Raw genomic sequence first — 13547 nt, 5'->3', positions numbered from 1 at the left:
ACACCAAAACACCGTCATGCCTTCGCTGCTCCTGACCGGTTTGCATCACGGCTGCTTCCGGCTCGCTCAGCCGTAGCGACTTCGGTCGCGTCGATCGCGACGAGATCGCTGGGCGGCATGTTGCGTTCTCAAGGCAGCTTGCGTAGCTCCACGTAACGCTCGCCAGATTCCCTTAACGAACTGGAGATTGATTGACCTGCCTTGACTGTGCTCTTGGCACGAAAAATCTCGTCATCATCGACGGTGGATTCTCCGAATCTTCACGACGACGGTCAGTTCTCTGATTGACCCATATTGGATATTGTATAAAATATATGAGAATTTGCTTGAGCCCAAGATGTCGTCGTGTGTCTTGCATGGGGAGATTCGCGCAGGGCAGTCGCGCTGCACGACCAGAGGTTAGCTGCCTTCCTGATCAACGCATTCTTGCAAGCACGCTGAGCCGCTCAGGCGCTTGGCGATCTTTTACTTATCAATGGAGGGCATCAAATGACGCTGACAGGCGATATGCTCATCGGGTTTTCGGCCCATCGTGGCACTGACGGCGTTCGTTACGCTTTTAACCCGGCGACGAATGCGGAGATATCGGAACCTCTTTTCGGTATGGGCGGCGCCACGGAAGTGGACCGTGCCGCAAAGCTGGCATCTCGCGCTTTTGATGCCTACCGGCATCTGCCACTCGAGAAGCGCGCGACCTTTCTAGAGCAGATTGCCGAGAACATCCTGGCAATCGGCGATGAGCTGATTGCTCGTGCTCATCAGGAGTCTGGCCTGCCTGTGGCTCGACTGCAGGGCGAGCGTGCCCGTACAGTGAGTCAATTGCGTATGTTTGCCAAGGTGGTGCGAGATGGGCATTTCTTGGCTGCCGCGCTCGACCATGCGCAGCCGGAACGCCAGCCGCTGCCTCGCGCCGATTTGCGTTTGGCCAAGATGCCCCTCGGTCCGGTTGCCGTCTTCGGTGCCAGCAACTTCCCGCTAGCCTTCTCGGTTGCTGGCGGCGACACGGCATCCGCGCTGGCCGCAGGTGCACCCGTTGTCGTAAAGGCTCACAGCGCTCACCTAGGTACGTCAGAGCTAGTCGGTCGTGCCATCCAGAAGGCAGCCAAAGATCTGGCGCTGCCTGAAGGCGTCTTCTCTCTGTTGATGGGCGAAGGTAACGCGCTCGGCGAAGCCTTGGTGGCGCATCCTGCTATCAAAGCAGTTGGCTTTACCGGCTCTCGCCAGGGTGGGCTTGCACTGGTGCGTATCGCGAGCGCCCGCCCCGAGCCGATTCCGGTCTATGCCGAGATGTCCAGTATCAACCCTGTGTTCCTACTGCCTGGAGCGTTGGAGGTGCGTGCTGAAGCAATCGGTAAGAGCTTCGTGGATTCTCTCACCATGGGCGCCGGTCAGTTCTGTACGAACCCGGGGCTGGTGATCGCGCTGGATGGCCCAGATCTAAACCGCTTCATGCAATCCGCCAAAGAAGCGTTGGCTACCAAGTCGGCGCAAACGATGCTGACGCCCGGCATTCATGCTGCGTACCGTGCTGGCACCGGAACTGTTGATGATCTGGACGGAGTGAAGAGGGTAGCTCAAGGCCTGTCGGCTGATGGGCTACAGAATGCTGCCGAGGCGGCGCTCTACACGACGGACGTGCAACGGCTGCTGGCCACGCCGGCGCTAGAAGCGGAAGTGTTCGGCCCCGCCTCCCTGGTTGTCCGTGCTGCGAATATCGAGGAAATGCTGGAAGTCGCGGAGCATGTGGAGGGGCAGCTTACCGTGACGCTCCACATGGAATCGAAAGATCATGCGCTGGCTCAGCGATTGCTGCCGGTGTTGGAGCGCAAAGCGGGCCGCATCTTGGCCAACGGCTACCCAACCGGTGTCGAGGTATGCCACGCAATGGTTCATGGCGGTCCATTTCCATCGACCTCCAATCCGATGTTCACATCTGTCGGTGCGACGGCTATCGAGCGCTTCCTTCGCCCGGTCTGCTATCAGGACATTCCAGATGCGCTGTTGCCCGACGCGATCAAGGAAGGCAATCCCCTAAGCCTCTCCCGCATCGTTGATGGCGAGTTGATGCTTCCCCATCAGTGATTGAACCGAGCAACGGTGAGAGAGGGCACGCCGCGGTGCTCTCTGTTTCCCACACCTGCGAAGGGATGCTCGCAGAGAGAACAGCGGTTCCGAGCTTTCGCCAGGCAGCGTGATATCACTGCGGTAATCGCTGCGCTCTGATGATATGCGCGTGCTTCAAGCGCGCTATCCCGAGCCGCGGCTGCAGGCTGCAGCAACACCTTCCCCTCTATCCCCCAATTTCCGCCGACTCAGTCTATCTGCTGTCGCCCGTTAATTTTATATTGTATAAAATATTCAATGTAGATAGAATTTCACGGTCGATGTGCGACTTTGGGGCTGAGATCGAGGCGACGTTCCGGCACAGAGGCAAACATGCGGTGCGCGCAGTCGATCTGGGCGACCAGGCTAGACGGCGATGGGTACCGATAGATGTGCACGAGCCAAGTCGTGCGCAGTAGCAATTGATCCAACCTGAATGGACGAGGAATCGCGATGAGCAACAATATTTTTACTGGCACCATTCCTGCGCTGATGACACCGTGCACTGCTGATCGTCAGCCGGATTTCGATGCGCTGGTGAAAAAGGGCAAGGAGCTTGTGGAAATCGGCATGCGCGCAGTTGTGTACTGCGGCTCGATGGGTGACTGGCCGCTGTTGACCGAAGCACAGCGCCAAGAGGGCGTCGCACGCCTGGTGGCTGCTGGCGTTCCGACCATCGTGGGCACGGGTGCCGTCAACTCGAAAGAAGCCGTTTCGCACGCCGCACACGCCGCCAAGGTTGGTGCGCACGGCCTGATGGTCATTCCACGCGTGCTTTCGCGAGGCGCCTCTCCGGCTGCTCAGAAAGCCCACTTTTCAGCCATCCTGAAGGCTGCGCCGAGCCTGCCGGCAGTGATCTACAACAGCCCATACTATGGCTTCGCAACCCGCGCGGACCTGTTCTTCGAACTGCGCCGGCAATACCCGAATCTGATTGGTTTCAAGGAATTCGGTGGCGCCGCCGACATGCGCTATGCCGCAGAGCACATTACTTCGCAGGATGACAATGTCACCCTGATGGCCGGTGTCGACACACAGGTGTTCCACGGTTTCGTGAACTGCGGCGCTGCAGGCGCCATCACTGGCATCGGTAACGCCCTACCGCGCGAGGTGCTGCAACTAGTCAGCCTGTGTGAGAAGGCGGCTCAAGGCGATGCTGTCGCACGTGCACGCGCTCAGGAACTGGAGTCAGCGCTGGCAGTTCTGTCGTCGTTTGACGAAGGCTGTGACTTGGTGCTGTTCTACAAGTATCTGATGGTGCTAAACGGCGACAAGGAATACACCTTGCATTTCAACGAAACGGACGAGCTGAGCGATGCTCAACGTCGTTATGCTGAGTCGCAATACGGTTTGTTCCGCAACTGGTACGCCAACTGGTCCAAGAGCATCAACTAAGTTGGCCGCTCTTCGCAGCGTGACGGCAACTATGCAGCGAATTGGCTACTCAAGAAAAAACCACGGATCTCTCCGTGGTTTTTTCCTTTGTGCGATTGCAGCGACAAAACACGCTCACGCGATCCGCGTGTGCAATCGCTAGTACAAGAAAGTGGCTTATCGTTGTTTGGTGAGCGGTTAGACCACGATTTGGTGATAGGCGGGTTTCCGCTCGAGCAGCGTAGCGAGTTTGCGGAGCGCAAGCGACAGTTCGGCCTTGTCCTGTACGCCGCCCAGGGAAATGCGAATCGCATTGGGCGGCGTTGGGCCATTGTAGAAAACATCCGACGGCGTCACCCGCAGGGCTTCCGCCAGGGCGGCTTTGGTCAGCTGCTCCGCCGACCAGTGATCAGGAAGCGTGTGCCAGACGTGGATGCCCGTCGGCGGCAGTTGCCCGATGCCGCTCAACCACCGGTTTGCAATGTCTTTCCGTGCGCGGGCTTCGGTGCGGATGCCGTCGAGCAGTGCCTGCGCCGAGCCGTCGTGGATCCATTGCGTCGACAAGGCCACGGCCAGCGGCATCGACATGAGCGCGAAGGAGCGCAGCGCGGCGAGGAACCCCTCGCCGGTGACCCCATCTTCAGGCAACAGCACGTAGGCGGTACGCAAACCTGGGCTCAGTGTTTTCGAGAGCGTCGCCACGTAGCAGGTCAGTTCGGGCGCAATGCTGGCGATGGGCGGTGGTGCATCCGTCGATAGCAGCCAGTAGGGGTCGTCCTCGATGATCCGCGCCTTGTATTTCGCCGCGACCCGCGCGAGTTCTCTGCGGCGCGACATCGGCATGGTGTGCGTGGTCGGGTTCTGCATGGTCGGGTTCAGGTAGATCAGCCTGACGCCACCAGCGCATGCGGCCGCCAGCGCGTCCGGCCGCATCCCGGCGGCATCGCACTCGATGGCCACCACCTTGCGATCGAGCTGCAGCGCTGCCGAGCGCAGTCCGGGGTAAGCGAGGGGCTCGGCCGCGATGCCATCCCCAGGACGCGTCAGGCTCTGGATGAGCGCGGCAAGCGCCGCCTGCGCCCCTGGGCACACCACGACTCTGGACGGTTCGATCGGGCCCATCATCTGCCCGAGCCAGCGCGCACCCGCGACCCGGTCCGCAGGACTGCCACCGCCCAGGTGATACGTCATCAGCAGATGCGGGTCACTGCGCAGCAGAACTTGAGAGAGCCCGCGACGCAGCATGTCGTCAAAGTCGACCTGCGCGGGCGGGGGCGGTACGTTCATGCTCATGTCGACCACGGCGGCAAGCTCGGCACGTGGCGCGGCAATGAAGGTGCCCAGCGCCCCCCTGGCGTCGACCAGGTTGCGCCGCTTGGCCTCGGCATACGCCCGTGTGACGGTGGTCAGGTCGACGCCAAGCGTCTTGGCCAGATCGCGCTGCGGCGGCACGCGGTCGCCCGGTCGCAATCGTCCGTCGCCAATGGCCTGCTCGATGTAATTGACGATCTGCTGATACCGGGCCCCACGCCCTGGGGTGATTCGCAATGCCCATTGACCCATGGGAGTATCGACCGCATCTTGCATGGATTTCATTGCCGAAAATTACGTTCTTGTATGGGTTTTGTCTTCGATTAGCATGCCAGACATCGCCACAGGAATCCATACATTCAGCGTTGTCAGCACCAGCAGGGCGCCCAGCTGCAATTCACGATTGCGGGCAAGCGCAGCCAGTGCGTGTACGTGAATCTTCCGGAGTAGGGATACCTGGTGGCGGGTCACAACTCAGGTCATCCGAAGATGCACAACTCGATCGCGTGGCGCACAGGCGAGCCCCCAAGTCCTGCGCGCCCCCCAAGACAGGCTTTGATATCCCCGCGCCGGTTCGGCGCACTCGCACTCGGCATCCTGGCGAGCACGCTCATGAGCGGATGCACGCTCGAGCTGCTGTCGCCCAAGGGCAGCGTCGGCGAGCAGGAAAAAACGCTGATCCTGGTCTCGCTGGGCGTGATGCTGCTGGTGGTCATTCCGGTCATCGTGCTCACGCTGTGGTTTGCCTGGCGGTACCGCGAATCCAACACGCGCGCCACCTACGCGCCCAAGTGGTCGCATTCGACTGCCATTGAAGTGGTGGTATGGGGCATCCCGTGCCTGATCGTCGCCTGCCTGGGTGTGTTGATCTGGGACACCACGCACAAGCTGGATCCGTACCAGCCGCTGGCCGCGCAGGTCGAGCCGGTCGAGGTGGACGTCATCGCGCTCAATTGGAAGTGGCTGTTCATCTATCCGCAGTACGGCGTGGCGTCGCTCAACGAGTTGGCCATCCCGACCGGCACGCCGATCAATTTCCGCCTGACGTCGGAATCGATGATGAACGCGTTCTTCGTGCCGCAGCTCGGCAGCATGGTCTACACCATGGCCGGCATGCAGACGCGCCTGCACCTGATTGCCGATCACCCCGGCACTTACCTCGGCCAGTCGGCTGCCTACAGCGGCGCGGGCTTCTCCGACATGCACTTCAAGACGCTCGCCACCTCGCGCGCGGAGTTCGATGCGTGGGTCAGCCGGGCGAAGGCCTCCGGCAAGGTGCTCGACCGCAACGCCTATCGCACGCTCGAACAACCCAGCAGCAAAGACCCGGTCACGCTGTATGGCGCCGTCGCCCCTCGGCTGTTCGACGGTGTCGTCGACAAATACATGCTGGCCAACGGCCAGGTCTGCCGCGCAGATGGCACCGAAGCACTGCTGGCCGCCAGGCCCGCCGCGCCGGCATCCGTCTCCCGCACGGAGCAATAAGTCATGCTAGGAAAGCTCAATCTTCAAGCCATCCCACTGCACGAGCCCATCATCATGGTGGTGATGGTTGCTGTGCTGCTCGGGGGCGCCGCACTGGTGGCGGCCATCACGTACTTCGGCAAATGGAAGTACCTGTGGACCGAATGGATTTGCTCGGTCGACCACAAGAAGATCGGCGTCATGTACATCATCATGGCGCTGATCATGCTGCTGCGCGGCTTTGCTGACGCCATCATGATGCGCGCCCAGCAGGCCATCGCCTACGGCGATGCCGCGGGCTACCTGCCACCGCACCACTATGACCAGATCTTCACGGCGCATGGCGTGATCATGATCTTCTTCGTGGCCACGCCGCTGGTGCTCGGCCTGATGAACGTGATCGTGCCGCTGCAGATCGGCGCGCGCGATGTGGCGTTCCCGTTCGTCAATTCGTTGAGCTTCTGGCTCTCGGCCATGGGCGCGGTGCTGGTCATGCTGTCGATGTTCGTTGGCGATTTTGCCGCCACAGGATGGGTGGCCTATCCGCCGTTGTCGGAACTGGGCTACAGCCCGACACCCGGCGTCGACTACTACATCTGGTCATTGCAGATATCAGGCCTGGGCACCACGCTCACCGGTATCAACTTCATCGTCACCATCCTGCGCATGCGTGCACCGACGATGGGCCTGATGAAGATGCCGGTGTTCACCTGGACGGCGTTGATCACCAACATCCTGATCCTGGCGATCTTCCCGGTGCTGACTGCCACGCTCGCGCTGCTCACGGCAGACCGCGTGCTCGGCATGCACTTCTTCACCAACGAGCTGGGCGGCAACGCCATGATGTACGTGAACCTGATCTGGGTGTGGGGACACCCCGAGGTCTACGTGCTGATCCTGCCGGCTTTCGGCGCCTTCTCGGAGATCATCGCCACCTTCTCGCGCAAGCCGCTGTTCGGCTACAAGTCGATGGTGTACGCCACCTCGTCGATCGGCGTGCTGTCGTTCTTCGTGTGGCTGCACCACTTCTTCACCATGGGCTCGGGGGCCAACGTTAACGCCTTCTTCGGGATCATGACGTCGATCATCTCGATCCCCACCGGCGTGAAGCTGTTCAACTGGCTCTTCACGATGTATCGCGGCCGCATCCGCTACCACTCCGCAACGCTGTGGACCATCGGCTTTATGGTGACGTTTGCCGTGGGCGGCATGACCGGCGTGCTGCTGGCCGTGCCCGGTGCTGACTTCGTGCTGCACAACAGCCTGTTCCTGGTGGCGCACTTTCACAACGTGATCATCGGCGGCGTCGTGTTCGGCTGCCTGGCCGGGATCAGCTTCTGGTTCCCGAAGGTGTTCGGCTTCACGCTCAACGAGCGCTGGGGCAAGATTTCGTTCTGGTGCTGGCTGGTGGGCTTCTTCCTGGCCTTCATGCCGCTGTACGTGCTTGGCTTCAAGGGCATGACGCGCCGGATGAACCACTATGCCAATGTCGACTGGCATCCGTACCTCGTGGTGGCGCTGGTGGGCGCGGCTGTCATCGGCATGGGCATCCTCGCCATGCTGGTGCAACTGGTGGTGAGCATCCGCGATCGCAATCAGAACCGCGACCTCACCGGTGACCCTTGGGATGCTCGCAGCCTGGAGTGGTCGACCGCCTCGCCGGCGCCGTTCTACAACTTCGCGCACGTCCCGACCATCACGTCACTCGAGCAGCACTGGGACGACAAGGAATCCGGCAAGGCCTGGAAGCAGCCGGACCGCTACGAAGACATTCACATGCCGCGCAACACGGCCTCGGGCTTCATCGTCTCGTGCTTCGGCCTGCTGCTGAGCTTCGCGGTGGTCTGGCACATGTGGGCGATTGCGATTGCCGGCCTGGTCGGTGCCATCGCGACCTTCATCCTGCGCAGCTACGACCGCGACACCGACTACTACGTGCCGGCCGCCGAGGTCGAGCGCATCGAGCGCGCCCGCTACGTCCAACTGCAGAACGCTGCCTGAACATGACTGCTTCACTCGCCCCCAACGTCGACGCGGCCGGGCAGGGCACCGCCCACACCCACGCGCACGATCACGCCCATCACGACGCCAGCACCAACACCACGCTGGGCTTCTGGCTGTACCTGATGAGCGACTGCCTGATCTTCGCCGTGCTGTTCGCCACCTTCGGCGTGCTGTCGGAGAGCACCGCCGGCGGCCCCGGCGGACGCCAGCTTTTCGAGCTGCCCTTTGTGTTTGCCGAAACCATGCTGCTGCTGGTCAGCAGTTTCACCTTCGGCGTCGCCATGCTCGACCAGAGCGAGGCTGCCTGCGGTCGCGTGGTCCGCTGGCTCTTAGCCACCTTTGTGCTGGGTGCAGCCTTCGTCGGCATGGAACTGTACGAGTTCAACCACCTGCTGCATGAAGGCGCTGGCCCCGGCGTGAGCGCGTATCTGTCGGCGTTCTTCACGCTGGTTGGCACGCATGGGCTGCACGTGTCGTTCGGCCTGCTGTGGATCCTCGTGATGGTTCACCAGGTGCAGCGCTTCGGGCTGGACAGTGTCACGCGCCGCCGGCTGGCGTGCCTGAGCCTGTTCTGGCACTTCCTGGATCTGGTCTGGATCTGTGTGTTTACCTTCGTCTACCTCCGGGAGTTCGCATGAGCACGTCCCAACTGCATGCCACTCACGTGCTGCATGCCGATACGCCCGCCGTGCACGGCAGCCTGCGCAGCTACATCCTCGGGCTGATCCTGTCCGTCGCCATGACCGCCGCAGCGTTCGGCGTGGTCATGTACGGTGGGCTGTCGTCGGCCACGACCATGGCGGCGATCGTCGGGCTGTGTGTTGCGCAACTGCTGGTCCAGCTGGCGTTCTTCCTGCACCTGGGTTTCAAGCCTGGCCAGCGTAGCAACGCCGGCATCTTCATCTGTACGGCGCTGCTGATCGTGATCGTGGTCGCCGGGTCGCTATGGGTGATGCACAACGCCAACCTCAACATGATGCCGACCAACATGTCAGTCGAGCGGGCGCGCGCGAAGGATTGATGGAGCGCACGGAGAGGGCACGGCTTCGCACTGCAGCGAAGAGTGGCCCCCGATCTGCTGGCCTTGAAAGAGGGGGCACCTCGTCCGTTGCATCTGCAGAATGGCGGGTATGTTCAGCCGCACGCCCGATGTCTTGAGAACCGGCTTGCCACCGAAAGTATGTGCAAGTCGATCCGCTATTGCGGCATCAAACAAGGATTGCGAGAAACGCGCGGGGGCATCTACGTGATCGCGAGATACAGTTAGACACAGTACCTCGCGCTGATTACGTTATCGTTTTTTTGTCGGGGTTCCATGCGCTCCACTTCCCCGGAGCCCCGACACCCGCGTTGCGCCAGGTGACCTCCCGTCCGCCTGGCGTTTTTTTTTGTCCGGCCGCGTTGCCCGGCTTTGACACACCGGCAATTCCATTGCAATGGCTAGCCAGCGGCTTGCCATCACACCCCAACGTCCCTTGGTTTCAGAGAAGCGCAGACGGCCTCGCGACCTACAGCGGGCCGACTAGCGGGTTCCCGCGTGGCCCTATCGATGTCTGCATTGTGCTTTCGCGTCGTGTGGTAGCCACTGCGTGGCGCCCTCGTCGCTAAGCTGGCACGGCCCGACGTAACGATTGTTTTTTTGCTGCCGATCCGCTCTCCGATAACCTGCGACGGACTGCCAAAAGAGTCAGGAAATCGGGGTGAAAGATGCAGATCATGTCTCACGACATTGCAGAGCGCGGCGTCGGTTCGATCTATCAAAAGGATTTTGAAAAGGCGATCGAGAACGGGCAACTCTCGCTGATGTTTCAACCCAAGGTAAGACTCGCCGATGGAAGGAACGAAGGTTTTGAGGTGCTTGCGCGATGGACGCATCCTGAGCGCGGACAAATTTCGCCGGAGGTCTTTGTCCGGATTGCGGAAGAGACTGAGCTGATTCATCCATTCACGCGATGGGTGATGAGGAGCGCGTTCTCCCAGCTACAGACGTGGTGCCGGAATGGGTTCCGCACATCATTGTCGATCAATGTGAGTGTGCGAAATCTTGCCGTGCCGGGTTTCGTGAGCGAGGTCAGGGGGATCCTCGATGAATTTGAAATTTGTCCGGAGTTGGTCGAGCTGGAGATCACAGAGGGGGCACTCATACAAGACTCATGCACCGTGCTCAAGCGATTGCTGCTGCTTCAAGACCTTGGGGTCAGGCTTTCCATTGATGACTTTGGCGCAGGCTATGCCTCGCTCGCCTACTTGAAGATGTTGCCGGTAGATGTGCTTAAGATCGATCGGTCATTTATTACGGCATTGAGTAGCAATAGGGCAGACCAAAGGATTGTGGCTTGGACCATCCGGCTTGCGCACGACTTCGGCATGCGAGTGGTGGCGGAAGGGGTGGAAACCAAAGAGGTGGCGGACCTGCTACGGGCGATGGGATGCGATATGGCGCAAGGCTATTTCTTTGGCCATCCCATGCGTGCTGATGACGTTCACCCGTGGTGGGCGGCGCATGCATTGAGCCAAGCGCGGGTGGCGCCGCCGGCATGGTTCAGTTGGCTGGGCTCGCTCTTGCGAAAGAATCATTGAGTTCGTTTTGCGCTGAAGAGTCACGCATGAACGTAGATAACTACGACCAGTTGCAAGCGGCATTGCTCGGCGGTCACATTGATGCCTGCAATGCATTTCTCGCATCGCGCCATGATGCCGATAAAGGTAGCGCGGAGTACTGGTATTGGCTGGCCCAGATGTATTACCGGTCAAACCAACTTCTCAAAGCGCTGGACATCTGCTTCAAACTCACCCGGGAGGCGGGTGCTTTTGGCATGCACTTTCATTGCCTCGCAGACATCTGCGCGCATCTGGGCATCAAAGACATTGGCCTCTCCGCGCTCGAGACGCTGGCGTCCAAGGCGGATCTTCCTGGCGAGGCATCCTATTACGTGCGGCTGTACGGCCACCACTATCTTGGCGAGGATGAGAGCGTGCTAAGTGTGCAGCGTGACGCCTCCGTTCCCGCCTCTAGCATGAGCGAGCACGTTCGCGCGCGTAGCATGATGCGCAGCCGAGGTATCGCCGCTGGTGTCCATGCCTTCCATCAAGCCTATTGCAGTCCGCAGGCGGTTGCTGAACTGTGGCCAACACAGGATGTCGGGCGTTACTGGTACGGGCAGCGCGAGCTGCCACGGCAGTTGACCATCAGGGGGTTTTCAAGCGGGTTTGGTGACTTCATCCAATGGGTTCGGTACGTGCGCGCCTTAAAAGCGCTGGGCACTGAGATTGACTGGGACGTTCAGTTCGATGGGCTCTCAGGCGATTGCCGGATCAATGACCACGATCACCAGCTTGCTCGGCAGCTAATGTCCGCCGATTTCGTCATTGGACGTAGCGATGCGCATATGTGGACCACGCCGTTCACGCTATTGACTTCGCTATTTCCTGTTCTTGGTTACGGATCGACCGGTCGCTACATCGAGCCATCAAGCGATCCTGAAGTTGCGCGCATCCTGAGCGAAATACGCAAACGCGCAAAGGGTAGGCGATGCGTTGGCATTTTCTGGTCGTCGTGCGAATCCAACAACCTGTTTGCCCACAGGAGCTTGCACCATGAGCATCTCGCCCCGTTGTGGGTGGCTTCTGATGACATCCATTGGGTCGTCATGCAACGCGGATACCAAGGGGTGTCTTGGGCTGACGGACCGTACTCGAAAGACCCTGGGCGCTGCACGGTCCTCCCGGCGCAGACCAGCCTTGCACAAGTCATTGGAATCATCGATCAGCTGGATGGCTTTATTGGAAACGATGGGGTTCTCACCCATGCCGCAGGGGCACTCAACAAGCCTGGCTATCTGCTGCTGAATGCGCGATGCACCGATTGGCGCTACGAACAAAGTGTGGACACGACACCTTGGTACCCTTCACTGAAAGTGCTCAGGCCCGACACGATGGGCGATTGGGGCACGCTGATATTCGAGTTGGTTTCGAGCGTCAAAAGCGTCGGCAGCCATCCTCGTTAGAGTGATTGATTGCGCATTTGCCGGGTCGGCTGCGAGGGTGACTGCGAAGATCAAGTTCAGCGTGGGTGTGATCGACAGCACATACGGCGGGGCGGTTGATACTGATACGGGAATGCCGCCTCGACTGCGGTCGGCGGCGGTGAAAATTCTGCGCAGAAAAGCTCGTGTGGCACGACCCGGTGCCGATACTAGTATGGAGACGGCAGTTTGGATTCACCGGGGGGGCGAGCCATGACCTTGCAGCAATTGCATGTTTTCCTGAACGTGGTGACACAAGGCAGCATCCACGGTGCCGCTCGCGCACTGGGCGTGACACAGCCCGCGATTACCGCAAGCATGCGCGAGCTGGAAAAGACGCTGGGTGTGCCGCTACTGCTGCGATCGGTCAAGGGCGTGAAGCTGACGTCTTACGGGGCGGTTTTTTATCGTCGCGCGAAATCCATTACGGCGGATATGAAGCGCGCCGAGGACGAACTGCTGGAGATGCGAGGGGAGCAGGCGGGGAGTGTCGTGGTGGGGCTGTCTGAATTGGCAGAGTGCTCCATGTTGCAGAGGGTGTTCAGTGAGTTTCGGAGAGCGGGGCGCGGTGCGTTGCTGTCCTTCTATCAAACCAGCTTTTCCTCCGCGTTGGGCCGTTTGTTCGAAAACGCCATGGACTTCGCGATTGTCACGGGGCAGAGGGCAACGAAATTCCCGGATTTTGTGGAGGCAAGGCGGCTGTTCTCGATGCCTGTGGTGTTGGTTGCCAGGCCTTCCCACCCCCGGATTCACGAGCGCCGTATCGATGCACTGACCGATGAGGAATGGTTGCTGCCATGTGAGGTGGGCGATGATACCGACCGAGCGTTCACGCAGTACTTCGAGTTCATTGGATTGCAAGCGCCGCGGGTCTCTCGTTGCCTGACGGTCTCAGCAGCGACGCTCCTGCTGCAGGAGGCAGACCTGATCGCTCCCGTTCAGTACCCAACGTTCAAACTAAAGATGGAGAGTCACGGTCTTGTGACGATTCCGCTGGACGTAGAAGGGGTCAGCATGTCCGCCTATCTGCTGACGCGGCGCGACCATCGTCTGTCGGATGATGCCGAGGCGCTTCTCGCAATGTTCGAAGAGGTGGCCGAGGAAGTACCGTTCGTTGAGCGCGACGCTTTGACCGCCTGATCCTTTCTCCTTCCACACATAGAGCGGCGCTTGCGAGCAGCCGCTCTTACCGCATACCTCCTCCACTGAGCCGCCTGGCTCGTCTGCGAGCTTCGACTTCTTCATGGCGAACCTCACCTTCGGGTG

Annotated in this window: 10 protein-coding genes; 9 read left to right on the top strand and 1 reads right to left on the bottom strand. The window is 60.3% G+C overall.

Translation table 11 applies throughout. The features are described 5' to 3' along the window. The first annotated feature begins 489 nt into the window (after positions 1 to 489). Together ACS13N_RS25805 and ACS13N_RS25800 are read left to right on the top strand one after the other, a co-directional pair. Positions 490 to 2082 (top strand): aldehyde dehydrogenase (NADP(+)), encoded by a 1593-nt coding sequence (locus ACS13N_RS25805; protein ID WP_438934426.1) that lies wholly within the window; start codon positions 490 to 492, stop codon positions 2080 to 2082. 474 nt (positions 2083 to 2556) lie between these two features. Further along, on the top strand, positions 2557 to 3498 hold the full coding sequence (locus ACS13N_RS25800; protein ID WP_438934425.1) for a dihydrodipicolinate synthase family protein: 942 nt from the start codon (positions 2557 to 2559) through the stop codon (positions 3496 to 3498). 177 nt (positions 3499 to 3675) lie between these two features. On the opposite strand, the gene ACS13N_RS25795 is transcribed toward ACS13N_RS25800, so the two are convergent. After that, positions 3676 to 5040: a PLP-dependent aminotransferase family protein gene (locus ACS13N_RS25795; protein WP_438934424.1), complete on the bottom strand. Its 1365-nt coding sequence runs from the start codon at positions 5038 to 5040 to the stop codon at positions 3676 to 3678. 237 nt (positions 5041 to 5277) lie between these two features. On the opposite strand from ACS13N_RS25795, the gene cyoA reads away from it, so the two are divergent. From cyoA to ACS13N_RS25760, 7 genes are all read left to right on the top strand, one after another. Continuing rightward, the gene (cyoA, locus tag ACS13N_RS25790; RefSeq protein ID WP_438934423.1) at positions 5278 to 6273 is read left to right on the top strand and encodes a ubiquinol oxidase subunit II; all 996 of its coding nucleotides are present in this window, start codon (positions 5278 to 5280) and stop codon (positions 6271 to 6273) included. 3 nt (positions 6274 to 6276) lie between these two features. Then, positions 6277 to 8253: a cytochrome o ubiquinol oxidase subunit I gene (cyoB, locus tag ACS13N_RS25785; protein ID WP_316682936.1), complete on the top strand. Its 1977-nt coding sequence runs from the start codon at positions 6277 to 6279 to the stop codon at positions 8251 to 8253. 2 nt (positions 8254 to 8255) lie between these two features. Beyond that, positions 8256 to 8894 (top strand): cytochrome o ubiquinol oxidase subunit III, encoded by a 639-nt coding sequence (gene cyoC / locus ACS13N_RS25780; RefSeq protein WP_438934422.1) that lies wholly within the window; start codon positions 8256 to 8258, stop codon positions 8892 to 8894. Further along, on the top strand, positions 8891 to 9277 hold the full coding sequence (gene cyoD, locus ACS13N_RS25775) for a cytochrome o ubiquinol oxidase subunit IV (RefSeq protein WP_438934421.1): 387 nt from the start codon (positions 8891 to 8893) through the stop codon (positions 9275 to 9277). Before cyoC ends, cyoD begins: the two co-directional genes overlap by 4 nt. 686 nt (positions 9278 to 9963) lie before the next feature. Continuing rightward, complete coding sequence (locus ACS13N_RS25770) at positions 9964 to 10836, top strand: putative bifunctional diguanylate cyclase/phosphodiesterase (RefSeq protein ID WP_438934420.1); 873 nt, start codon at positions 9964 to 9966, stop codon at positions 10834 to 10836. A 26-nt stretch (positions 10837 to 10862) separates the two neighbouring features. Continuing rightward, complete coding sequence (locus tag ACS13N_RS25765) at positions 10863 to 12263, top strand: glycosyltransferase family 9 protein (RefSeq protein WP_438934419.1); 1401 nt, start codon at positions 10863 to 10865, stop codon at positions 12261 to 12263. 231 nt (positions 12264 to 12494) lie between these two features. Next, on the top strand, positions 12495 to 13421 hold the full coding sequence (locus ACS13N_RS25760) for a LysR family transcriptional regulator (RefSeq protein WP_438934418.1): 927 nt from the start codon (positions 12495 to 12497) through the stop codon (positions 13419 to 13421). Positions 13422 to 13547 lie beyond the last annotated feature (126 nt).

Origin of the sequence: Ralstonia sp. 24A2, assembly GCF_051783885.1 — a bacterium.
Lineage (GTDB): Bacteria > Pseudomonadota > Gammaproteobacteria > Burkholderiales > Burkholderiaceae > Ralstonia.
The sequence above is the reverse complement of the archived record's forward strand: the minus strand, read 5'-3'. Positions and strand labels throughout refer to the sequence as shown.

What these genes read in the sequence shown, in the direction of transcription:
- ACS13N_RS25805 (WP_438934426.1), top strand. Translation starts at nt 490, where the DNA reads ATGACGCTGACAGGCGATATGCTCATCGGGTTTTCGGCCCATCGTGGC.
- ACS13N_RS25800 (WP_438934425.1), top strand. Translation starts at nt 2,557, where the DNA reads ATGAGCAACAATATTTTTACTGGCACCATTCCTGCGCTGATGACACCG.
- ACS13N_RS25795 (WP_438934424.1), bottom strand. Translation starts at nt 5,040, where the DNA reads ATGGGTCAATGGGCATTGCGAATCACCCCAGGGCGTGGGGCCCGGTAT.
- cyoA (WP_438934423.1), top strand. Translation starts at nt 5,278, where the DNA reads ATGCACAACTCGATCGCGTGGCGCACAGGCGAGCCCCCAAGTCCTGCG.
- cyoB (WP_316682936.1), top strand. Translation starts at nt 6,277, where the DNA reads ATGCTAGGAAAGCTCAATCTTCAAGCCATCCCACTGCACGAGCCCATC.
- cyoC (WP_438934422.1), top strand. Translation starts at nt 8,256, where the DNA reads ATGACTGCTTCACTCGCCCCCAACGTCGACGCGGCCGGGCAGGGCACC.
- cyoD (WP_438934421.1), top strand. Translation starts at nt 8,891, where the DNA reads ATGAGCACGTCCCAACTGCATGCCACTCACGTGCTGCATGCCGATACG.
- ACS13N_RS25770 (WP_438934420.1), top strand. Translation starts at nt 9,964, where the DNA reads ATGCAGATCATGTCTCACGACATTGCAGAGCGCGGCGTCGGTTCGATC.
- ACS13N_RS25765 (WP_438934419.1), top strand. Translation starts at nt 10,863, where the DNA reads ATGAACGTAGATAACTACGACCAGTTGCAAGCGGCATTGCTCGGCGGT.
- ACS13N_RS25760 (WP_438934418.1), top strand. Translation starts at nt 12,495, where the DNA reads ATGACCTTGCAGCAATTGCATGTTTTCCTGAACGTGGTGACACAAGGC.